22 protein-coding genes are annotated in these 21,954 nt (G+C 68.4%); 15 read left to right on the forward strand and 7 right to left on the reverse strand.

The genetic code is table 11. The features are described 5' to 3' along the window. Positions 1–74 precede the first annotated feature (74 nt). From ACIQF0_RS26945 to ACIQF0_RS26965, 5 genes are all read left to right on the forward strand, one after another. Positions 75–974 (forward strand): superoxide dismutase, encoded by a 900-nt coding sequence (locus ACIQF0_RS26945; RefSeq protein ID WP_401033564.1) that lies wholly within the window; start codon positions 75–77, stop codon positions 972–974. Between the two features lie 211 nt (positions 975–1,185). Beyond that, entirely contained in the window at positions 1,186–3,567 is a 2,382-nt protein-coding gene (locus ACIQF0_RS26950; protein ID WP_401033566.1) for a nitrate- and nitrite sensing domain-containing protein, read from the forward strand. Beyond that, positions 3,564–3,998, forward strand: a complete 435-nt coding sequence (locus ACIQF0_RS26955; RefSeq protein WP_093601109.1) for a roadblock/LC7 domain-containing protein — start codon at positions 3,564–3,566, stop codon at positions 3,996–3,998. The genes ACIQF0_RS26950 and ACIQF0_RS26955 overlap by 4 nt, the downstream gene beginning before the upstream one ends. After that, positions 3,998–4,363 (forward strand): DUF742 domain-containing protein, encoded by a 366-nt coding sequence (locus tag ACIQF0_RS26960; RefSeq protein ID WP_360031577.1) that lies wholly within the window; start codon positions 3,998–4,000, stop codon positions 4,361–4,363. Before ACIQF0_RS26955 ends, ACIQF0_RS26960 begins: the two co-directional genes overlap by 1 nt. Then, complete coding sequence (locus ACIQF0_RS26965) at positions 4,344–4,922, forward strand: ATP/GTP-binding protein (protein WP_360031575.1); 579 nt, start codon at positions 4,344–4,346, stop codon at positions 4,920–4,922. Before ACIQF0_RS26960 ends, ACIQF0_RS26965 begins: the two co-directional genes overlap by 20 nt. Here ACIQF0_RS26965 and ACIQF0_RS26970 read toward each other — a convergent pair. The 5 genes from ACIQF0_RS26970 to ACIQF0_RS26990 all read right to left on the reverse strand — a co-directional run bounded on the left by ACIQF0_RS26970 (position 4,919) and on the right by ACIQF0_RS26990 (position 9,611). Further along, positions 4,919–5,287, reverse strand: a complete 369-nt coding sequence (locus ACIQF0_RS26970) for a hypothetical protein (RefSeq protein ID WP_401033571.1) — start codon at positions 5,285–5,287, stop codon at positions 4,919–4,921. The two genes, ACIQF0_RS26965 and ACIQF0_RS26970, sit on opposite strands and share 4 nt — an antisense overlap. Next, complete coding sequence (locus ACIQF0_RS26975) at positions 5,284–6,147, reverse strand: 3-hydroxybutyryl-CoA dehydrogenase (RefSeq protein WP_319979098.1); 864 nt, start codon at positions 6,145–6,147, stop codon at positions 5,284–5,286. The genes ACIQF0_RS26970 and ACIQF0_RS26975 overlap by 4 nt, the downstream gene beginning before the upstream one ends. Then, entirely contained in the window at positions 6,140–7,033 is an 894-nt protein-coding gene (locus tag ACIQF0_RS26980) for an NAD-dependent epimerase/dehydratase family protein (protein ID WP_401033574.1), read from the reverse strand. Before ACIQF0_RS26980 ends, ACIQF0_RS26975 begins: the two co-directional genes overlap by 8 nt. A gap of 12 nt (positions 7,034–7,045) precedes the next feature. After that, the gene (locus tag ACIQF0_RS26985) at positions 7,046–7,870 is read right to left on the reverse strand and encodes an IniB N-terminal domain-containing protein (RefSeq protein ID WP_401033577.1); all 825 of its coding nucleotides are present in this window, start codon (positions 7,868–7,870) and stop codon (positions 7,046–7,048) included. Positions 7,871–8,072: 202 nt separating this feature from the next. Further along, positions 8,073–9,611, reverse strand: coding sequence for an amino acid permease (locus ACIQF0_RS26990; RefSeq protein WP_360031569.1), 1,539 nt, complete (start codon positions 9,609–9,611; stop codon positions 8,073–8,075). Between the two features lie 126 nt (positions 9,612–9,737). Here ACIQF0_RS26990 and ACIQF0_RS26995 point away from each other — a divergent pair, with 126 nt between their 5' ends. The 6 genes from ACIQF0_RS26995 (at position 9,738) to ACIQF0_RS27020 (ending at position 16,433) form a co-directional block, all read left to right on the forward strand. After that, complete coding sequence (locus ACIQF0_RS26995; protein ID WP_401033580.1) at positions 9,738–11,078, forward strand: glutamine synthetase family protein; 1,341 nt, start codon at positions 9,738–9,740, stop codon at positions 11,076–11,078. Continuing rightward, positions 11,065–11,760: a gamma-glutamyl-gamma-aminobutyrate hydrolase family protein gene (locus ACIQF0_RS27000; protein ID WP_401033582.1), complete on the forward strand. Its 696-nt coding sequence runs from the start codon at positions 11,065–11,067 to the stop codon at positions 11,758–11,760. The genes ACIQF0_RS26995 and ACIQF0_RS27000 overlap by 14 nt, the downstream gene beginning before the upstream one ends. Continuing rightward, entirely contained in the window at positions 11,757–13,109 is a 1,353-nt protein-coding gene (locus tag ACIQF0_RS27005) for an aldehyde dehydrogenase family protein (protein WP_401033584.1), read from the forward strand. The genes ACIQF0_RS27000 and ACIQF0_RS27005 overlap by 4 nt, the downstream gene beginning before the upstream one ends. 28 nt (positions 13,110–13,137) lie before the next feature. After that, complete coding sequence (locus tag ACIQF0_RS27010; RefSeq protein WP_401033585.1) at positions 13,138–13,905, forward strand: 3-oxoacyl-ACP reductase; 768 nt, start codon at positions 13,138–13,140, stop codon at positions 13,903–13,905. After that, on the forward strand, positions 13,906–14,604 hold the full coding sequence (locus ACIQF0_RS27015; protein WP_401033587.1) for a FadR/GntR family transcriptional regulator: 699 nt from the start codon (positions 13,906–13,908) through the stop codon (positions 14,602–14,604). Between the two features lie 185 nt (positions 14,605–14,789). Beyond that, on the forward strand, positions 14,790–16,433 hold the full coding sequence (locus ACIQF0_RS27020) for an AMP-binding protein (RefSeq protein ID WP_401033590.1): 1,644 nt from the start codon (positions 14,790–14,792) through the stop codon (positions 16,431–16,433). 129 nt (positions 16,434–16,562) lie between these two features. On the opposite strand, the gene ACIQF0_RS27025 is transcribed toward ACIQF0_RS27020, so the two are convergent. Further along, positions 16,563–17,132 carry a hypothetical protein gene (locus ACIQF0_RS27025; RefSeq protein WP_401033592.1) on the reverse strand — a complete coding sequence of 190 codons (570 nt, stop codon included), beginning with the start codon at positions 17,130–17,132 and terminating at the stop codon, positions 16,563–16,565. Further along, positions 17,129–17,443, reverse strand: coding sequence for a hypothetical protein (locus ACIQF0_RS27030; protein WP_401033595.1), 315 nt, complete (start codon positions 17,441–17,443; stop codon positions 17,129–17,131). The genes ACIQF0_RS27025 and ACIQF0_RS27030 overlap by 4 nt, the downstream gene beginning before the upstream one ends. Before the next feature lie 140 nt (positions 17,444–17,583). Between ACIQF0_RS27030 and ACIQF0_RS27035 the strand changes: the two genes are divergently transcribed. The 4 genes from ACIQF0_RS27035 to ACIQF0_RS27050 all read left to right on the forward strand — a co-directional run bounded on the left by ACIQF0_RS27035 (position 17,584) and on the right by ACIQF0_RS27050 (position 21,945). Continuing rightward, positions 17,584–18,075 (forward strand): GNAT family N-acetyltransferase, encoded by a 492-nt coding sequence (locus tag ACIQF0_RS27035; RefSeq protein WP_401033598.1) that lies wholly within the window; start codon positions 17,584–17,586, stop codon positions 18,073–18,075. Between the two features lie 76 nt (positions 18,076–18,151). Next, positions 18,152–20,158 carry a threonine--tRNA ligase gene (gene thrS / locus ACIQF0_RS27040; RefSeq protein ID WP_396425307.1) on the forward strand — a complete coding sequence of 669 codons (2,007 nt, stop codon included), beginning with the start codon at positions 18,152–18,154 and terminating at the stop codon, positions 20,156–20,158. Further along, positions 20,155–20,703: an HIT family protein gene (locus tag ACIQF0_RS27045; protein ID WP_401033600.1), complete on the forward strand. Its 549-nt coding sequence runs from the start codon at positions 20,155–20,157 to the stop codon at positions 20,701–20,703. Before thrS ends, ACIQF0_RS27045 begins: the two co-directional genes overlap by 4 nt. Positions 20,704–21,105: 402 nt before the next feature. After that, positions 21,106–21,945 (forward strand): helix-turn-helix transcriptional regulator, encoded by an 840-nt coding sequence (locus ACIQF0_RS27050; RefSeq protein ID WP_360031546.1) that lies wholly within the window; start codon positions 21,106–21,108, stop codon positions 21,943–21,945. The last annotated feature ends 9 nt before the right edge of the window (positions 21,946–21,954 follow it).

Genomic DNA, 21,954 nt, shown 5'->3' on the forward strand with positions numbered 1-21,954 from the left:
TTCCTGAGAAATCTCCTGTTCGGCCGTCAGCAGGGGAAGGATCAGGACGCATCCCAACCCGACAAGGAGGCGGCATGTACCGCAGATTCGGTGTCCTGCTCGCGGCGGTCCTGGGCGTCACGCTCACCGCCGCGGCGCCGGCCACCGCGGACGGTTCCCGGCACTTCCCATCCGAGTTCTCCCTGCCCAACGGGTGGCAACCGGAAGGCATCGCGATCAGCGGCACCACGGCCTACTTCGGGTCGCGGGCCACCGGGTCGATCTACGCGGCGGACCTGCGCACCGGCAAGGGCAAGGTGCTGGCCGAGGGGCCCGGCACGCCGTCACTCGGTCTGAAGGTCGACAACCGCAAACGGCTGTGGGTCTCGGGTGGCACGGGCGGCGACGCACGGGTCTACGACACGCGCACGGGCGCGTTGCTGGCGAAGTTCCAGTTCGCCACCACGGACACGTTCGTCAACGACGTCGTGCTGACCGACAGGTCGGCGTGGTTCACCGACTCGCGCAAGGCGGTGCTCTACGAGGTGCCGCTGAACCTCAAGCCGCACCGGACGCTCGCGCTGACCGGCGACCTCGTCGTCACCCCCGGCGCGACGAACCTCAACGGCATCGTCACCGGGCTCGACGGCGGCCTGATCGTCGTGCAGAGCAACACCGGAAAGCTCTTCCGGATCGATCCCCGGAGCGGCAAATCGACCGAGATCAATTTGAGCGGTCAAACACTCACCAATGGCGACGGTCTGTTGCGTGAGGGACGGCAGTTGTACGTGGTGCAAAACCGGCTGAACAAAGTCGCGCGGTACACGCTCAGTCGTGATGGCGCGACGCTCGCGGCGGAACGCACGGACGCGCGGTTCGACGTTCCCACGACGGTCGCCGCGTTCGGCAAGCGCCTCTACCTGCCGAATGCCCGGTTCAGCACGCCTCCGACGCCCGAGACGACTTACAACGTCGTCGCGGTGGAGCGCCCGTAGAACGAACGACAGAACTAGCCCGTACGGGGGTTCTCACAAGGCAAGAACCCCCGTACTGGGTGTTGCTGGAGTCACTCGACTGGGTAGCCTGCGACCGCGTACTGCGTGTGATCGCTGTCATTGGGTAACGATGATCTCTCCCCGTAACCTAAATGCAGCCGAAGGAGTTAGTTGGGTTACCCGCAGCGCTAGCCGTGGGACACAGGAGACCGTGAGAAGCGCTGTGAACGAGAAGAGCGGTTACACACCGACCAACTACCGGACCATTCGGTCCCGGCTGGCCGGTGTCGTGGTCGTTCCCAGCGTGGTCCTGCTGGTCATGTGGGCCGTTTTCTCCTCGTACACCCTTTTTGACGGTTTCTACATGCGGTCGGTCGCCGCCGGGGTGAAGGGCGCGACCATCCCGTCCGTCGAGGCGCTCGCCGGGCTGCAGAAGGAACGCCAGCTGACCCTGGAGGTCCTCAGCAGCGTCGGGGGCGTCGACAAGACCGGGTTGAAACGTCAGCAGGGCGTCACCGACGAGGCCGTGCGCAAGATGAAGGACGCGTTCACCGAACTCGCCGACAGCGCGCCCCAGGACACCCTCGACCGGATCAACGCCCTCAACTCGGTGCTGAACGAGCTGCCGCAGCAGCGCACGCGCATCGACTCGGGGTCGGCGAACCCGCAGGCCGTCTACGACTACTACAACAGCCTGCTCGACTCGGGCGTCGCGCTGCTCGCCCGGCAGGCGCGCCTCGTGCCCGACTCGGAGGCGAGTCAGGCGAACGTCCAGGCCGTCACGATCTTCCAGGCCGCCGACTGGCTCTCGCGCGGTGCCACGATCGGCTCGCGCGGGCTGCTCAACGGCCGGTTCACCCCGGCCGAACGGGTCGAGTTCGCCCGGCTGGTCGGCGCGTACCACTCGAGTCTCGACGCCACGATCCCGTTCGCGCTGGAGCAGCCGCGCTCGCTGTACGACGCGCTGCGCGGCAGCACCGAGTACCGGTCGTTGCTCGATCTCGAAGGCCGGATCATCAACTCCGACGCGACGGTGACCGACGAGCAGTGGCGCGGGGTGGCCGCGCCGGTGCACGACAACCTCGTCGGGCTCGCCGTCACGCAGGCCCGCAACGCCGCCGACCTCGGTCTCGACAAGGCCAACAGCCGGGTCGCCGCGGTGCTCATCGGCAGCCTGATCGCGTTGCTCGCGGTCGTCGTCGGCATCGTGCTGGCGTTGCGCATCTCGAACCGGCTCGTGTCGCGGGCCCTGGTCACGCGGCTGGCGTCGCTGCGGGAGGACACGCTGCGGCTCGCGCAGGAACGGCTGCCGCACATCGTGGCGCGCCTGCGCGGCGGCGAGCAGGTCGACGTCCACCGCGACATGCCGCCGCTCGACTACGGCAACGACGAAATCGGCCAGGTCGCGGACGCGTTCAACGCCGCCCAGTACACGGCGGTCGCGGCGGCGGTGAAGGAGACGCAGGCACGCGAGGGCGTGAACCGGGTCTTCCTCGACATCGCGCACCGCAACCAGGGCCTGGTGCACCGGCAGATCAAGATCCTCGACAAGCTGGAGCGCGAGGAGGAGCACCCCGAGCGGCTCGACTCGCTGTTCCAGCTCGACCACCTGGCCACCCGCGCCCGCCGCAACGCGGAGAACCTGATCATCCTCGCCGGGGAGCAGCCGGGCAGGCAGTGGCGCAAGCCGGTGCGCCTGAGCGACGTCCTGCGGTCCGCGGTCGCCGAGACCGAGCAGTACGTCCGCGTCAGGGTCAACCCGGTGCCGGACCGCGCGCTGGTCGGCGTGGCCGTCGCCGACACCATCCACCTGCTCGCGGAACTCGTCGACAACGCGACGGCGTTCTCCTCGCCGCGGTCCGAGGTGATCGTCCACTCCAACGCCGTGCCGCACGGGATCGTGATCGAGATCGAGGATCACGGCCTCGGCATGACGCAGGAAGAGCGCCTGCAGGCCAACGCGAAGCTCTCCAACCCGCCCGACTTCGAGACGATGGCGTTCCGCGGGGAGTCCCGGCTGGGGCTGTTCGTCGTCGCCCGGCTCGCCGCCCGGCGCGGCATCAAGGTGGAGCTGCGCGACTCGCCCTACGGCGGCACGGTCGCGTTGTGCGTGCTGCCGCCGAACATCGTCGCCCCGCACAACACCGCCGGCGACATCACCGAGACCACGCAGATGCCGGTGCAGTCGTTCCACGACACGTACCACGGCCACGGCGCGGACCACCCGAGCTTTCCCGTGAAGGTGAATCCCGAAGTGCACGAGGCACTGAACGCGGGGCTGAAGGCGCTCGTAGAACCTGATATGAGCGCAGTTGCCCCCGCGGCCGTGTCCGCAGCAGAAGCATCGGTGGAGGAACCGACCCCCGCGGCACCTCCGGCCCAGGACGGGAAGGCACCCCTTCCCCGCAGGAAGAAGCGGCAGAACCTCGCGCCGCAGCTCATGCAGTCCTCGGAGGAGCCGCCACCCGCCGAGCCGGTGACCGGCGAAAGGCTGGCCGAGCGGTCCCGTGACGGACTGGCCGCGTTCCAGCGCGGCACCCGTGACGCCCGGCTGACCGACGACTGGAGATCAGAAGGAGCCCCCTCGTCATGAAGGACAACGCAAGCCAGCACGGCGAACTGAACTGGTTGCTGGAAGACCTGATCCAGCGAGTGGTCGGCGCCCGCCACGCGGTCGTGCTGTCGGCGGACGGACTCCTGCTCGGCCGCTCGGCCGGGCTGTCCCGCGACGACTCGGAGCACCTGTCCGCGATGGCGTCGGCGTTCCAGTCGCTCGCCCGCGGCACCGGCCGGCACTTCGGAGGTGGAGCCGTCCGGCAGACGATCGTGGAGATGGAACACGCGTATCTTTTTGTGACGGCGGCCGGTCACGGTGCCTGCCTGGCCGTGCTGGGCGAGGAGGACGCGGACATGGGCATGATCGCGTACGAGATGAACATGCTGGTCAAGAGGGTGGGTACGTACCTGTCGTCGGCTCCGCGCCAGGAGACGGCGACCGTGCCCTCGGCGCGCGAGTCGCGCTGATGACCGGGCGCGACGACTGGTGGTACGACGAGGCCGCGGGACCGTTGGTGCGGCCCTACGCGATGGTGCGCGGCCGCACCCGGCCGAACGCGCCTGACCTTCATCTCGTGACGCAGGTCCGAGCGTCCTCGTTTGCGTCCGACCAGACGTCGCTGATGGTCGAACATCGCGAGATCATGGCACTGTGCGCACGCCCGCTCTCGGTCGCCGAGGTCGCCGCTTACCTCGACGTGCCGCTCGTCGTGGTGAAGGTCCTGCTGTCGGACCTCATCGAGCGTGGTGACGTGCTCGTGCAGAACTCCACCCCCAAGATTCCCGACAGGGATCTCCTGCAGGCCGTACTGGATGGTGTTCGTGGGATCTGATGGCCTGATCGTGCCTACCGCGGTCAAGATCGTCATCGCGGGCGGGTTCGGCACCGGCAAGACCACCATGGTCGCGTCGGTGTCCGAGATCCCGCCTCTTCGGACCGAGGAACTGCTGACCGAGGCCGGTGTGCACGTCGACGACCTCGCCGGCATCGAGGGCAAGGACACCACCACCGTCGCCCTCGACTTCGGCCGCATCACCATCAACACCAAGGTGGTGCTCTACCTGTTCGGCACGCCGGGCCAGAACAGGTTCTGGTTCATGTGGGACGAACTCGCCACCGGTGCCATCGGCGCCGTGGTGCTGGTGGACACGCGCCGGCTCGACTCGTCGTTCCCCTCGATCGACTTCTTCGAGCACCGCGGGATCCCGTTCATCGTCGCCGTGAACTGCTTCGACGGGTCGCAGATGTACACGGTGGACGAGGTCCGGCACGCCCTGGACCTGGACGAGGCGATCCCGGTGCTGCTGTGCGACGCACGCGATCGGGAGTCCTCGAAGGCCGTGCTGGTCGGGCTGATCCAGCACTCGATGAACCGGCTGGCCGCGGTCTAGCGATCGCTCACGTGGTGCGCGTCCGCGGGCCAGGAACCCTCGCGGACGACGTGCTCGACGATCCTGAACGCCTGGTCCAGCGGCACGGTGTCCGCGTCGGGGTACGTGTCGTTCTGGCCGTTGGAGAGCACGAACCCGTCACTGGAGCCAGTGGCTTCCGGGTCTGCCGCGTGTTCACCGGGGTCGCCTTCGCCGTCGAGCAGCATCACCATGGCCCGCTCGGTGTTGGTCACGAAGGCGAGCATCCGGCCGGACTCGCTGGTCAGCCACGTTTCGAGGTGTCCGGTGCTGATCCGCGCGCGAAGAACGGCGCCCGTCTCGTCCGATGCGAGAGGGGCGCCGTCCACGGTCCAGGTTTCCGTCACTTGGCGTAGTTGTGGAACCCGCGCCCGGACTTCTTGCCCAGCAGGCCCGCGTCCACCATGCGCAGCAGCAGCGGCGGCGGCGAGTACAGCGGCTCCTTGAACTCGTCGTACATCGACTCGGCGATGGCCTTCGTGGTGTCGAGGCCGATCAGGTCGGTGAGGCGCAGCGGACCCATCGGGTGCGCGCAGCCCAGCACCATGCCGTTGTCGATGTCGTCGGCCGAGGCGAAGCCGGACTCCAGCATGCGGATCGAGGAGAGCAGGTAGGGGATCAGCAGCGCGTTGACCACGAAGCCGGCGCGGTCCTGCGAGCGGATGACCTCCTTGCCCAGGGTGGCGCGCACGAACGCCTCGGCGCGGACCTGGGTGGTGGCGCCGGTCAGCAGCGACGGCACGATCTCCACCAGCTTGAGCACCGGCACCGGGTTGAAGAAGTGCACGCCGATGACCTGCTCGGGGCGGCCGGTGGCCATGCCCAGCTTCATGATCGGGATGGACGACGTGTTGGACGCGAAGATGGCGTCCTCGTCCTTCACGACCTTGTCGAGCGTGGTGAAGACGTCCGTCTTGATCTGCTCGTTCTCGGCGACCGCCTCGACCACGAACTGCCGGTCGGCGAACTCGCCCATGTCCGTGGTGAACCGGATGCGCCCCAGGGCGGCGTCGCGGTCCTCCTCGCTGAGCTTGCCCGACTTGACGCCCCTGGCGAGCGAGGTGGCGATCCGCCCCTGCGCTGCCTCGGCCGCACCCGCGTTGACCTCGGCGACGATGACGTCGAGGCCGGCACGGGCACTCACCTCGGCGATTCCGGAGCCCATGAGGCCGGAACCGACGACTCCCACACGTTGAATGTCACTCACCTGCCCGATCCTGCCACGACCTGCTCGAAACGAGGTCGCGGAGCGTCTCCTGGACCGTGGCCGCGTAGTCGCCGACCGGCCGGTAGCCGAGCGCGAGAGCGGCAGAGGTGTCCAGGACGAAGCCGCGGTGCCACGGGTGGCGGCCGGCCTGGTCGTGGTCCAGCAGGATCTCGTGCCACTCGTGGCCGAGCAAGCCCGCGATGATCCGGGAGATCTCCAGGCCGTTCGGGGCGTCCGGGTCGGCGGCGTTCAGCACGCGCGCGCCGGGGTGCAGGGCGGCGGTCTCGATCAGCGCGGCGAGGTTCGCGGCGGCGGTCGGGTGGTCGACGCCTTGACCGCGCGACGCCAGCACGACGACCTTGTTGCCGGCGAGGATCCGTTCGACGAAGTACTGCTCCAGCGGCCGTTTGTTGCCCGGACCGTGCACTTTGGACGGTCGCAGCACGGTGACCGGGAGTCCGCTGTCGAGCAACGTCCGCTCCGCCGCCACCTTGTTCGGCCCGTATCCCTCGCGGGTGAACGGGTCCGAGTCGAGCGGCGCGAGCGTCGGCTGGTCCTCGGTCACCGGGGCGTCGAAGCGCGGCGGCTCTGAGGAGTTCGCGTGGCGTCCGTGAGAGTCCACGTAGACGGCCTTGGCGGAGATCATCACGGTCGAGATCGCCTTGCGCGCCAACGGCATCAGCGTGCGCGCGTCGGCGGCCGAGTAGCAAAGGGTGTCGACCAGGAGGTCCGCGCCGTCGCCCATCGCCGCGGCCAGCGCCTCAGGATCGCCGCGGTCCACCTCACGGCCTGGGGCGTCGACGGTCCAGCCGGCCTCCCGCAGACGCCGAGCGGCGGCACGGCCGATGAGGCCCGTGCCGCCGAGGATCAACGCTCGTCTGCTCATTCGAGCATCAGATCAGAGACCGAGGCCGAGGCCTTCGGTCAGGCCGCCGACGCCGTCGAGCAGGTCGAGGTCGGTGACGCCGCCGAGCACGTCGCCGCCGAGCACGTTGCCGACGGTGCCGTCGGCGACGCCGTGGACGGTGTCGTGCACGCCGCTGACCGGCGCGACGTCCGGGACGACCTCGTGGACCACGTCGGTGACGGTCGAGACGTCGGTGGTGAGGGCGCCGACCACGCCGGGCACGCCGTCGACGGAGACGACGTCGGTCACGCCGGTGACGGTGCCCAGGACGCCGTGGACGTCCGCCACGCCGGTCACGCCGGTGACCGTGCCGAGCACGTCGCCGGTGCCGGCGAGACCCGTGACACCGGACAGGTCGGTGACGTTGCCGAGGTCGGTGATGCCGCCGAGGTCCGTGACGTTGGCCAGACCGGCCACGTCGCCGATGCCGGGGACGACGCCGGTGACGCCGTCGAGGGTGCTCGACACGTCGCAGTGGCCGGACAGGTCACCGGCGAGGCCGTTGACGGAGTCCAGGTTCGCGAGGCCGCTGAGGGCGTTGTAGGACGAGAGGCCGTCGACGTCCGCGATCGAGGCGGCGTCGAGCACCAGCGGGAGGATCTCCTGGACGTCACCGGGGGTGATGTCGCTCAGACCGCAGGAGCTGAGAACGCCTTCGGGGTCGAGGTCGAACGCAGACAGGGCCGCCGGGTCGTTCAGGAGGTTCAGGGCGAACTCCTGCAGCGTGGCCGGCTGGGCCTCCTGCGGCACGGCCGCCGGGGTGGCCGGGGCGGGCGCGGCGGGCTGAACGGGCTGCTGCGGGGTGGCCTGGATCATGGGAGTGGGGCTCCTACGGCGTTCGGGGGATGTCGTCAGGAACCGTATTGAGATCGACTTCCCCCGGCATCGGGTGTGATCCCCAGATCTCGGGCGGCCGAGCTCCCTAGGGGCTGATGGTCACCCGTTAGGGGGATGCTCCGCCACGTTAGGGGCACCGGACGGCGGCACGGCCGACGAGGCCCGTGCCGCCGAGGATCGATCACACCGAGTCGAGATCCCGTTCGATCGCGGCCAGTTCCTCCGGCGTGCCCTGGACCTTGGGACCGGTGAACCACTTCCGCGCGGACACGAGCCACCAGACGCCCGCGAACCCGAGCACGACCAGCACGGCGATCGGCGTGTAGTTGAACGTCTTCGCCGTCACCGGACTGGCCTGGGGCAGCATGAACAGCACGGTGATGAACAGGACCCACGCCACCGCGACGACGCCGATGGGCCTGCTCCACTTGCCGAGGTGCCACGGCCCGCGCTGGAACCGGTCGCCCTGCAGCAGCCGCAGCAGCGTCGGCAGGACGTACGCGATGTAGAGGCCGATCACCGCGATCGACGTGACCGCCGCGTACGCCGTCGCGTTCCACAGGTACGGCAGGCCGAGCACGAACGCGCCACCCGCCGCCAGCCAGATCGCGTTGGTGGGTGTCCGGGTGCGCTTGTTGATCTTGTGCCAGAACCGTGACGCCGGCAGCGCGCCGTCACGGGAGAACGCGTAGATCATCCGCGAGTTCGCGGTCACCGACGACATGCCGCAGAACAGCTGCGCGCCGATCGCGATCAGCAGCAACAGCTTGCCGCCGGTCACGCCGAGAGCGTCGATGAAGATCTGCGCCGGGGGCACGCCCGTCGAGCTCGCGATGGCGCCGTCGTAGTCGCGGATCGCGAACGTGATGCCCACCAGCAGCACCCAGCCCGCGATGAGCGACACCACGATCGACATCACGATGCCGCGCGGTCCGCTGCGGGCCGCGTCGTGCGTCTCCTCGGTCATGTGCGCCGAGGCGTCGTAGCCGGTGAAGGTGTACTGCGCCAGCAGAAGCCCGAGCATGCCGACGTAGAACGCGGACGACCAGCCGGTGTTGTTGACGAAGTGCGTGAAGACCCACGACGCGGACTGGTGCTCCGACGGCAGGATCACCAGAGCGCCGACGATGACCACCACGCCGACGATGTGCCACCACACGCTGATGTCGTTCAGCAGCGAGACGAGCTTGACGCCGAACGTGTTGAGCAGCCCGTGCAGCACGAGGACGATGCCGAAGATCAGGATCGTGTGCGGGGGCGTGGCCGCGAAGCCGAACTGCAGGTCGAGGAACGCGTTGATGAAGAACGCCGCGCCGAAGTCGATGCCCGCGGTCACCGCGACCTGGCCGAGGAAGTTGAACCAGCCGGTGAACCACGACCAGGCGGCGCCGTTGCTGGGCGCGAGCTTCGCCGCCCAGTAGTACAGCCCGCCCGCCGTCGGGAAGCTCGAGCAGACCTCCGCCATCGCCAGGCCGACGATCAGCGTCATCAGGCCGACGAACGGCCAGCCCCACACGATCAGCGCGGGACCACCTGTGTTCATGCCGAAGCCGTACAGGGTGAGGCAGCCGGAGAGGATCGAGATGATCGTGAACGACACCGCGAAGTTGGAGAAGCCGGACATCGTCCGGGAGAGCTCCTGCGCATAGCCGAGCTCGTGCAGCCGCTGCTCGTCGGCCGACCGTGAGGGGGTGGGGGGACTGTCTGCATCGTGACTCATCGGCGTCCTCCTCAATTGGACTCCGTCCAGTCCTTTAGACGGTGGTCGAGGGTGGCGCTCGCCACCCAGCGGTGTCAAGATGGTGCCGCCAATGGCTCGCAGACATACCTTTGGAGGAACGCGGAGATGCTGACCGTCGAGGAGTTGCGCGAGGCCGTGGACGCCGGTGAGATCGACACCGTCCTGGTCGCGATCGTGGACATGCAGGGTCGCCTGCAGGGCAAGCGTTGCGCCGCTCAGTACTTCCTCGACGAGGTCCTCGGGCACTCCGCGGAGGGCTGCAACTACCTGCTCGCCGTCGACGTCGAGATGAACCCGGTGAGCGGCTTCGAGATGTCGAGCTGGGAGCGCGGGTACGGCGACTTCGTGATGAAGCCGGACCTGGAGACGCTGCGGCGCGTGCCGTGGCAGGAGGGCACCGCGCTCGTCATGTGCGACGTGGTCTGGGAGAACGGCGACCCGGTCGTCGCCTCGCCGCGGCAGGTCCTGCGCAAGCAGCTCGACCGGCTGGCCGCGCTCGGACTGGACTGCTACGTCGGCACCGAGCTCGAGTTCATCCTCTTCGACGACACCTACGAGCAGGCGTGGAACGCCGGCTACCGCAACCTCACGCCGTCGAACCAGTACAACGTCGACTACTCGTTGCTCGGCACCGCGCGCGTGGAACCGCTGCTGCGGGCCATCCGCAACGGGATGACGGGCGCGGGCATGGTCGTCGAGTCCGCCAAGGGCGAGTGCAACCCCGGCCAGCACGAGATCGCGTTCAAGTACACGACGGCGCTGCGCACGTGCGACCAGCACGCCATCTACAAGAACGGTTCCAAGGAGATCGCGTCACAGCAGGGCAAGGCGCTCACGTTCATGGCGAAGTACAACGAACGCGAGGGCAACTCCTGCCACATTCACCTCTCCTTGCGCTCCAAGGAAGGCGAGGCGGTCTTCGCCGAGGGCCACGGCATGTCGCAGCTGATGAAGCACTTCCTCGCGGGTCAGCTGGCCGGGCTGCGGGAGCTCACCTACTTCCTCGCGCCGAACATCAACTCCTACAAGCGTTTCGTGAAGGGCTCGTTCGCGCCGACCGCGGTGGCGTGGGGCCGCGACAACCGCACGTGCGCGCTGCGGGTCGTCGGACACGGCCACGGGCTGCGGTTCGAGAACCGGGTCCCCGGCGGTGACGTGAACCCCTACCTCGCGGTGGCGGCGCTGATCGCGGCCGGCCTGCACGGCGTCGAGCAGGAGCTGGAGCTGGAGGACGAGTTCGTCGGCAACGCCTACGCGTCCGACCGGCCGACGGTGCCCACGACGCTCAAGGAGTCGGCGGAACTGCTGGCGGGCAGCACGATCGCGCGCGAGGCGTTCGGCGAGGACGTCATCGCCCACTACCTCAACGCGGCCAAGGTCGAGCTGGACGCGTTCGAGGCGGCGATCACGGACTGGGAGAAGGTGCGCGGGTTTGAGCGCCTCTAAGCCACTCATCGGCATCAGCACGTACCTGGAGCGCACGCGCTTCGGGCTCTGGGACGTGGAAGCGGCGGTGCTCTACCGCGGCTACCTCGACTGCGTCGTCGAGGCGGGCGGCAACCCCGTCATGCTGCCGCCGGTCGGCACCTGGAACGCCGAGACCATCGGGTTCCTCGACGGTCTGGTGATCGCGGGCGGCGCGGACATCGACCCCGCCGCCTACGGTGCCGAGAAGCACGAACGGACCGGCGAACCGAGCCGCGCCCGCGACGACGCCGAGTTCGCGCTCGTCGAGGCCGCGCTGAAGCTCGACCTGCCGGTGCTCGGCGTGTGCCGCGGCATGCAGGTGCTCAACGTCGCGCTCGGCGGCACGCTGCACCAGCACATCGAGGGCCACAACGAGGCGCCGGGCGTGTTCGGGAGCACCGACATCACGGTCGCCGCCGACTCCCAGTTGCACACGGTCCTGGGCGATCGAACGACCGTTCAATGCCATCACCACCAGTCGCTGGACCGCGTGGCTGACGGGCTGCGCGTCACCGCGAAGGCCCCCGACGGGACCGCGGAAGCCGTTGAGCTGGAAGGCGCGCGGTTCGTCGTCGGCGTGCAGTCGCACCCGGAGCAGGACATCGAGGACCTGAGGCTTTTCGAAGCTCTCGTAGCCGCTGCAAGGAGCAAAGCGTCGTGACCTTTGACGTCATCAACCCCGCCACCGAGAAGATCGTGCGGTCCGTGCCGCACACCACTCTCGGCGACACGGACGCGGCGATCGGCCGGGCGCAGAAGGCGTTCGAGAGCTGGCGGAACGTCGCTCCCGGCGATCGGGCCCGGCTGCTGCGGAAGTTCGCGGAGATCGTCGACGCGCACGTCGAGGAACTGGCCAGGCTGGAGGTCGAGAACTCCGGGCACACCATCGGCAACGCGCGCTGGGAGGCGGGCAACGTCCGCGACGTGCTCCAGTACTACTCGGCCGCCCCGGAACGCCTGTTCGGCAAGCAGATCCCGGTCGCGGGCGGGCTCGACGTCACGTTCCACGAACCGCTCGGCGTCGTCGGCGTGATCGTGCCGTGGAACTTCCCGATGCCGATCGCGGGCTGGGGCTTCGCGCCCGCGCTCGCGGCCGGCAACACGGTGGTCCTGAAGCCCGCCGAGGTGACGCCGCTGACCGCGATCCGGCTCGGCGAGCTGGCGCTGGAGGCGGGCATCCCGGAGGGCGTGTTCCAGGTCCTGCCGGGCAAGGGCAGCGTCGTCGGCAACCGGTTCGTCACGCATCCGTTGGTGCGCAAGGTCGTCTTCACCGGCTCGACCGAGGTCGGCAAGCAGATCATGGCGGGCTGCGCGGACCAGGTGAAGCGGGTGACCCTGGAGCTGGGCGGCAAGTCGGCGAACATCGTCTTCGCGGACTCCGACCTGGAGAAGGCCGCCGCCACGGCGCCGTACGGCGTGTTCGACAACGCCGGGCAGGACTGCTGCGCCCGGTCGCGAATCCTCGTGCAGGCCAGTGTCTACGACAGGTTCATGGAACTGCTGGAGCCCGCCGTCAAGGGCGTCAAGGTCGGCGAGCCCGGCGACGAGGCGACCGAGATGGGGCCGCTCATCACCGCGGCGCACCTGGACAAGGTCGCGTCTTACGTCCCAGACGACACCCACGTCGCGTTCCGCGGATCGTCGCCGGACGGACCCGGCTTCTGGTTCCCGCCCACGGTTCTGACGCCTCCCTCCGACCACGTGACGGTCACCGAGGAGATCTTCGGACCGGTCGTCGTCGTGCTCCCGTTCACCGACGAGGCCGACGCGATCCGGATCGCGAACGACTCGGAGTACGGGCTGTCCGGCTCGATCTGGACGAACGACGTCGGCCGCGCGATCCGCGTCTCGCGCGCGGTCGAGGCCGGGAACCTGTCGGTGAACTCGCATTCGTCCGTCCGCTACTGGACGCCGTTCGGTGGCGTGAAGCAGTCGGGCCTGGGGCGCGAACTCGGCCCCGACGCGCTCGACTCGTTCACCGAAGTCAAGAACGTCTTCATCGCTACCTGATTCCAGGCGAACCCGAGGAGAACAACAGATGGTGCAGCGACTCGAAGGCCGCGTGGCCGTCGTGACGGGTGGCGGCAGCGGTATCGGACTCGCGACCGTGCGCAGGTTCGCGAGCGAGGGCGCGAAGGTCGTCGTCGCCGATCTCGACCCCGCGTCGGGCAAAGCCGCCGCGGACGAGGTCGGCGGACTGTTCGTCCAGGTCGACGTGACCGACGAGGAACAGGTCAAAGCGCTGTTCCAGACCACTGTGGACACTTACGGCAAGCTGGACATCGCGTTCAACAACGCCGGTATCTCGCCGCCCGACGACGACTCGATCCTCACGACGGGCCTCGAGGCGTGGGAGCGCGTGCAGAAGGTGAACCTCACGTCGGTTTATTTGTGTTGCAAGTACGCGCTTCCGCACATGCAGGCCAACGGCAAGGGCTCGATCATCAACACCGCGTCGTTCGTCGCGACGATGGGCGCGGCGACGTCGCAGATCTCCTACACGGCGTCGAAGGGCGGCGTGCTCGCGATGTCGCGTGAGCTCGGTGTGCAGTTCGCCCGTGAGGGCATCCGCGTCAACGCCCTGTCTCCCGGCCCGGTCAACACGCCGCTGTTGCGGGAACTGTTCGCGAAGGACCCGGAGCGGGCCGCGCGGCGCCTGGTTCACGTACCGCTCGGTCGGTTCGCCGAACCTGAGGAAATCGCGGCGGCGGTCGCGTTTCTGGCGTCCGACGACTCGTCGTTCATGACGGCGTCGAACTTCCTCGTGGACGGCGGCATCGCCGGCGCGTACGTGACACCGCTCTAGATGATGGAGCACGCGCAGGAGGCGTTGTTCCGCCCGGTGCGGGCGGGCAACGCCTTTGAGGAGACCGTCGAACGGCTCATGCAGTCCATCCGGCTCGGCGTCGTCGCGCCGGGGGAGAAGCTGCCGTCCGAACGGGAACTGGCCACCCGGCTCGGCGTGAGCCGGGTGACCGTGCGTGAGGCCATCAGGTCGTTGCAGGAGAACCATTACGTCGAGTCCCGAAGGGGACGGTACGGCGGCACGTTCGTCAACGAGGTGCTGCCGAAGTCCGCTCCCGGCAAGGAGTTCGGCGACCTCCACGACGTGCTGACGTTGCGGAAGGTGCTGGAGACGGGTGCCGCGGAGACGGCGGCGGGACGGTCGCTGGGGCCCGCCGAGCGACGCGGACTGCGGGCCCGGCTGGAAGAAGCCTCCACCTCATCGCTCGTGGAATATCGGCGCAAGGACTCGCGGCTGCACCTGGCGATCGCCGAGGCCACCGGGTCCGCGGCCCTCACCGCCGCCGTCGCCGAGTCGCGGATGCGCGCCAACGAGCTGCTGGACCACATCCCGCTGCTCGAACCGAACCTCGCGCACTCCAACGCCCAGCACGAGCGCATCATCGCCTCCATTTTGGACGGAGATCCCGCGACGGCACGGCAGGCCATGGCCGAACACCTGGACGGAACGGCGTCGTTGTTGCGCGGCTTCTTGGTCTGACCGGTCAGACTCCCGCGAACGCAGCAGTGTGGAAAGCTGACGAACATGAACCGGACCACCTGAAAACGTTTACAAGTCCAAATGTCCTGTTGTCATGCACATTCCGCATGGAACAACACTTGGCGTAAGGCTTTCGGACGGTTACCGTCCGAAACCTCGGGGACTTGCAGCGCAAGGAGCTGTTGATGCCAGGGTTGCGCAAGGTGTTTCGCGACGCCATGGGCAAGGTGCACTCACTCCGTGTCTTGTCCGAAGCGGGCATGGTGAGTCTCACGAACGTCAAGATGTCCGTGCAGGCTTTGAGAGAGGTCCAGGTCTGGGGGCCGAACGTGACGGCGCTGCGCCGTTCCGTCCGGCTGAATCCGGACGGCGTCGCGATCGTCGACGAACGTGGTTCGGTGACGTACAGACAACTCGACCGGCGTTCCAATGCCATCGCACAGGGATTGCGCGCGCTGGGGGTGCAGCACACGCACGTCGTCGCGCTGATGTGCCGCAACCACCGCGGCACGGTCGAGTCGCTGCTGGCGTGCGCGAAACTCGGTGTGCGCGTACTCCTGGTGAACACGGGATTCGGCGCACCCGTCGTCATGGATCTCCTGCAACGTGAACGCGCGTCGCTCGTCATTCACGATGAGGAGTTCACGCCGCTGTTCCACCAGTTGCCGCCGTCGATTCCGCGCTGGCTCGCGTGGTCGCGCGACGGACTGGACCGCCGCACGCCGACACTGGACCAGTTGGTGGCCAAGGCGCCGCGCGGAGAGCTGGAACCGCCGCGCGAACCGGGTGTCGTGATCCAGCTGACGTCCGGCACCACCGGCACCCCCAAGGGCACCGCCCGCGAGATCAAGTCGGTGCTGACCGCGTCGGACTTCCTCGACCGCATCCCGATGCACTCCGGCGAGTCGACGTTCATCGCCGCGCCGATCTTCCACTCCGTCGGCTACTCGCACCTGACGCTCGCGATGTCGCTGGGTTCGCGCGCGGTGCTGCACCGCCGCTTCGACCCGCGCAAGACGCTGTGGTCGGTGCAGGGCCAGCGCTGCACGACGCTCGTCCTGGTGCCGACGATGCTGCAACGGATCATGGAACTCGAACGCCACGTGATCGACTCGTTCGACCTGTCGCACCTGGCCGTCGTGTTCTCCTCGGGCGCGCCGATCTCGCCGGACCTGGTCGAACGCACCCAGGCCGTCCTCGGCCCGGTGCTCTACAACCTCTACGGCTCAACGGAAGTGGCCGTCGCCACCGTCGCCACGCCGGAAGACCTCGCGGCCGCGCCGTCCAGCGTCGGCCTGCCACCGCACAACTGCGTCGTGCGCATCTACGACGCCGACGGCAACCGCATCACGCGCTCGTTCGTGACGGGCAAGATCTACGTGCGCGGCTCGCTGACCGTCGACCTCTACACGGACGGCACGCAGAAGGAGTCCATCGACGGACTCGTCGCGACCGGCGACCTCGGCCACTTCGACCCCAGCGGCAGGCTGTACTTCGACGGCCGCGAGGACGACATGATCGTGTCCGGCGGCGAGAACGTGTACCCGGTCGAGGTCGAGAACCTGCTGATGACGCACTACCGCGTGCGCGACGCGGCGGTGCTCGGCGTACCGGATCCCGAGTACGGGCAACGGTTGCGCGCGTTCGTCGTGCCGGTCGCGGGCGCGCGGATCGACGTGCGGGAGCTGCGCGAGTTCGTGCGCACCAGGCTGGCACGGCACAAGGTTCCGCGCGAGGTCGTGGTCGTGCCGCAGCTGCCGCGCAACGCGACCGGGAAGGTGATGCGGCGTCAGCTGCTGGCGATCCGGCTGGGACCGCAGCCCCACTGAGGCATGGGCGGAACGCACGCCGCCGCAGAACGAGGGGGACTAATTCCGGCGGGGCGCGCGTTCCGGGTTTTGGGGAGCGCGTGACTCACGGCGTCGGGGATCGGGTCGTGAGTCACGCGCTCGGTCGGGTCACCGCTCGAAGCGGTCGCCGGGACGGCCTTCACCGAACGGGCCGCGCTGGTCGCCGCGGTCGCCACCGCGTGCAGGGCCGCGATCGGGTCCGCGCTCGCCGCGCTCGTACATCCGCACGTGGCCGGGGCCGCCTCGGTCGTCGAAGCGGTTGGCCGCGACGGCTCCCACGATGCCGCCGCCGAGGACGAAGCCCAGCAGGCCCACGGCCACCAGCTGGGTGGCGCGGTGGCCCGCGAAACGCCTCGCCCGGCCACGGGGTGCCGGTACCGCGGCCGAAGGGGTCGCTGCCGGAGGGGGCGGTGGGCCCGCCGGAGCCTCTGCGGCCGTCGCCGCCTGCTGCGGGGCCGCTGGTGCCGCGGGGGATTCCGCCGCGGTCGTCGCCTGCTGGTCCGCTGCCTGCTGCCGCGCCGCCGGGGTGGCCGGGAGCTCGGCGGTCTGCTGCTGGCCAGGCGTGGCCGGTGCTTCGGCCGGCAGCGGGGTGGTGGCCTGGTCCGGTGCGGGCTGCGCCGCCCGCGGATCGTTCTTGGACGGCTCCTGCGGTGGAGGCGTCTGTCCCTGCTCGCTCATGTCCTCAACGATGCGCCGTCCGGCTGAGCTGTGGCTGACAGCCACCTGTTCGTTTCCTGAAGTCCTTCAGGTTGCCTCAGCGAGTTCATGACAGGCCTGGAACCAGCGAAAACGTGCCGCTGGTCGGCATAGGTGGCGCCGAAGAGCTCGTCGTGCAGGACGCCCGTCCACAGGAAGTGCAACGTCGTGCGCGTGCCGTCGCGGGCGTCTCGCCGTGCGTAGTGGTCGCGCAGGTCGGCGTAGAGCAGGCGCAGTTCGTCCCGGTTGGACTCGGTGAGGCGGACCGGGCATTCGACGACCAGGTCGGACATGATCGATGCTCCATTCGGCGGGCCGGGTGACAACAGGGTGCTCGCCCGAGGCGCTTGGACGCATCCGAAAAACCACTCAGAAGCGTGTACGTAGGTGTCGCGGACGGAATCCGCTTGCGCCCACCGGCTTCAATCGGAGCATGGAACTCGTACCTCTGCGCCCTGAGTTCGCCGCCGAGATGGCCGCCGCCGGAGCGAACGACGACGAGGTCAACCGGCTCACCGGTACTCACGGGACGTTCACGCTGGAGGATTACGAGGCGTACATCGAGCGGACCCTGAACGACCCGAACCGCTACACCCGTGCGATAACCGAGGACGGGAAGTTCCTCGGCGAGGTCGTGCTCACCATCAATCCGCACAACAGGTCGGCGGGCATGCGGATCGCGTTGTGGGGCGGTTTCGGCAAGGGCTACGGATCGATCGCGATCAGGCACGTGCTGGACCACGCGTTCAACGAGCGCGACCTCCACCGGGTGGACCTGGAGGTGTACGACTTCAACGACCGGGCCATCCACGTCTACAAGAAGCTCGGCTTCCGCGAGGAGGGCCGGCTGAGGGACGCCCTGCTCTGGGACGGCGTCTTCCACGACGCGATCGTCATGTCCATCTTGAGCACCGATAACATCTGATCCGCAATCCCCATCTTCGAACGTAGGAGTCATCGTGTCCGAGTCGCGCCCAGCAGTCGCCCAGAACCCGCCGCGCGTGGTGGTTCCGGCTGGGACGACGGCGGGCACGGCCGTGCGCGAAGCCGGTCTGCCGGGCAAGGGTTCCGACGCGATCGTCGTCGTGAAGGACGCCGAGGGCCACCTGCGCGACCTGTCGTGGACCCCGCAGGTCGACGTCGAGGTCGAGGCCGTCGCGGCCGACACCGAGGACGGCCGCAGCGTCCTGCGCCACTCCGCCGCGCACGTGCTGGCGCAGGCCGTGCAGCAGCAGTTCCCCGAGGCCAAGCTCGGCATCGGCCCGCCCGTGAAGGACGGCTTCTACTACGACTTCCAGGTCGAGAAGCCCTTCACGCCCGAGGACCTGCAGGCGCTCGAGAAGCGCATGAAGCAGATCATCAAGTCCTCGCAGCGGTTCTCGCGCCGGGTCGTCGAGTCGATCGACTCCGCGAAGGCCGAGCTCGCCTCCGAGCCGTTCAAGCTGGAGCTCGTCGACATCAAGAGCGACGTCGACACCAGCGAGATCATGGAGGTCGGCGGCGGCGAGCTGACGATCTACGACAACCTCGACCCGCGCTCCGGTGAGCAGGTCTGGGGCGACCTGTGCCGCGGCCCGCACGTGCCGACCACCAAGCACATCCCGGCGTTCAAGCTGACCCGCGTGGCCGCCGCGTACTGGCGTGGCAACGAGAACAACCCGCAGCTGCAGCGCATCTACGGCACCGCGTGGGAGTCGCAGGAGGCGCAGGACCTCTACCTGGAGCGCCTGGCCGAGGCCGAGCGCCGCGACCACCGCAAGCTCGGCGTGGAGCTCGACCTGTTCTCGTTCCCGGACGAGATCGGCTCCGGCCTCGCGGTGTTCCACCCCAAGGGCGGCATCATCCGCAAGGCGATGGAGGACTACTCCCGCCAGCGCCACACCGAGGCGGGCTACGAGTTCGTCTACTCGCCGCACATCACCAAGGGCAAGCTGTTCGAGGTCTCCGGTCACCTGGACTGGTACAAGGACGGCATGTACCCGGCGATGCACCTCGACGCCGAGTTCAACGAGGACGGCACGGTCCGCAAGCCCGGCCAGGACTACTACCTCAAGCCGATGAACTGCCCGTTCCACGACCTGATCTTCAAGTCGCGCGGCCGTTCGTACCGCGAGCTTCCGCTGCGCATGTTCGAGTTCGGCTCGGTGTACCGCTACGAGAAGTCCGGCGTGGTGCACGGCCTGACCAGGGTGCGCGGCATGACGCAGGACGACGCGCACATCTTCTGCGCTCGCGACCAGGTCCGCGACGAGCTGAAGTCGCTGCTGACGTTCGTGCTGGACCTGCTGCGCGACTACGGCCTCGACGACTTCTACCTGGAGCTGTCGACCAAGAACCCGGAGAAGTTCGTCGGCCCGGACGACATCTGGGAGGAGGCGACGGCGACGCTCGCCTCCGTGGCCGAGGAGTCCGGCCTGGAGCTCGTGCCCGATCCCGGTGGCGCCGCGTTCTACGGCCCGAAGATCTCCGTGCAGGCCCGCGACGCCCTGGGGCGCACCTGGCAGATGTCGACGATCCAGCTCGACTTCATGCTGCCGGAGAAGTTCGAACTGGAGTACACCGGCCCGGACGGCTCCCGCCAGCGCCCCGTCATGATCCACCGCGCCCTGTTCGGCACGGTCGAGCGCTTCTTCGGCGTGCTGACCGAGCACTACGCGGGCGCGTTCCCGGCGTGGCTCGCGCCGGTGCAGGTCATGGGCATTCCGGTGACGTCCGAGAACGCCGACCACCTGTTCGCGGTGCGCGAGGTGCTGAAGAAGGCCGGCATCCGGGTCGACGTCGACGCCTCGGACGACCGCATGCAGAAGAAGATCCGCAACCACACCATGCAGAAGGTGCCGTTCATGCTCCTGGCCGGTGCCAAGGACGTGGAGGCGAACGCGGTGTCGTTCCGGTTCCGCGACGGCACGCAGATCAACGGCGTGCCGGTGGAGCGGGCCGTCGAGCAGATCGTCGACTGGGTCGGCCGTCGCGAGAACGCCTCGCCCACGGCGGAACTGCTCTCGTGACGCCTGAGTTCTCCGAGCAGGACGGTGTGGGGGTCCACGACGCGTTGCAGCGTCTGTGGACCCCGCACCGCTTGTCGTACGTCCAGGGCACGGGCAAGGCCCACGGCGACGAGCCGGAGGGCTGCCCGTTCTGCCGGGTCGTGTCCCTGGAGGACGAGGCGGGACTGATCATCGCGCGCGGCGCCGAGGTCTTCGCGCTGCTGAACCTGTACCCGTACAACCCTGGCCACCTGATGGTGCTGCCGTACCGGCACGTGGCCGACTACACCGAGCTCACCGTCTCCGAGACCGCGGAGCTCGCCGCGTTCACGCAGAAGGCCATGAAGGTCGCGCGGCACGTGGCGGCGCCGCACGGGTTCAACATCGGCATGAACCAGGGTGTCGTCGCCGGCGCCGGGATCGCGGCCCACCTGCACCAGCACGTGGTGCCGCGGTGGGGCGGGGACGCGAACTTCATGCCGGTCATCGGGCACACCAAGGTCCTGCCGCAGCTGCTGGGGGAGACCCGGCAGCTGCTGGCCGACGGCTGGAAGGCCGTCGACTGATCGTTTTGCGGCGCTTGTCCGCTTCGTCCCACCGCGCCCGCCGAGTCTCATCGGCGTCGTGCTGATTCCGCGTGCCATCGTGTTCGGTGTTCGGGCGGTATTGCGGGCTAAACGGAGCGTTTAGTCGGCGTGTCTGTGATTGAAAGCCGTACCAATTGTTGGACAAAAGAGTGACAAAAACCACTCACGTTGTCCGCACTGGACAATCGATGTCGTTTCCACGCGACGCGGAATGGCTTTCGGTTACATCTTTCGGGTGCATTTCTCCAGTCGATCGAGACGTAACACCAGCACAAAGCGATTCCAGGTAGGTGAGATCACCCACCTGGAGGTGTCAACTGCGAGTCAAGTCCCCGCCTATGGCCGATCGTCTCACCGTGTGCGAATGGTTACGGTGCGAACATGACCGCACCTGAGCGTTCGCGATTAGCGAGAGAGCGGCTTTCGCGTGAACTACGCCGGTTGCGCACCGAGGCGAAGATGACCGGCACGGCCACCGCCCGTGCCACCGGGATGAGCCAGTCAAAGCTGTCGAAGATCGAGAACGGCATGCTGCTTCCGTCCGTCACGGACGTGGAGCGTCTCGTGGCGGAACTGGCCGCCGCGAGAGAGACGCGCATCGAACTGGTCGAACTCGCCAGGTCGCTGCACGCGGAGGCGGAAACCCGTCGCGTCGTGCTGCACCGAGGAGCGCACCGCCACCAGCAGACGATCAGCCGCGTGGAGGCGCGGGCCGCGACATCGAGGTTCTTCCAGGTCAACCTGGTGCCCTCGTTGCTGCAGTCCGAGTCCTACCTGCGGATCGTGCTGGGGACGATGCCGCATTCGGAGCAGGAGGCCGCGGTGGCCGCCCTGCGCACCCGCCGTGCCCGGATGGACGACCTGGCGAAGCAGTTCGTGTTCGTGCTCTCCGAAAGCGCGCTGCGCTGGCGGATGGGCTCGGCCGAGCTGATGGCGGAACAGGTCGAGCACCTGGCCGCGATCCAGCGCCGCCCGAACGTCCGTCTCGGCGTGGTGCCGTGGTCGGCGGACGCGAACGTGGTCGCTCTGCACGGTTTCCACATCTACGACGAGCGCGTCGTCACGGTCAGCGTGCTGACCGGCAACGCCACCATCACCGACCCGCTGGACGTGCGCGAGTACCTCGCGCTGTTCGGCCGGCTGGAGCGGCTGGCGGTGCGAGGGGAGGAGTTGCAGGCGCTGCTGAAGCGCATCGCCGAAGACCACCGCCGGCTCGGTTAGAGACGGTTT

This window comes from Lentzea sp. NPDC092896 (assembly GCF_044754905.1).
Taxonomy (GTDB): domain Bacteria; phylum Actinomycetota; class Actinomycetes; order Mycobacteriales; family Pseudonocardiaceae; genus Lentzea.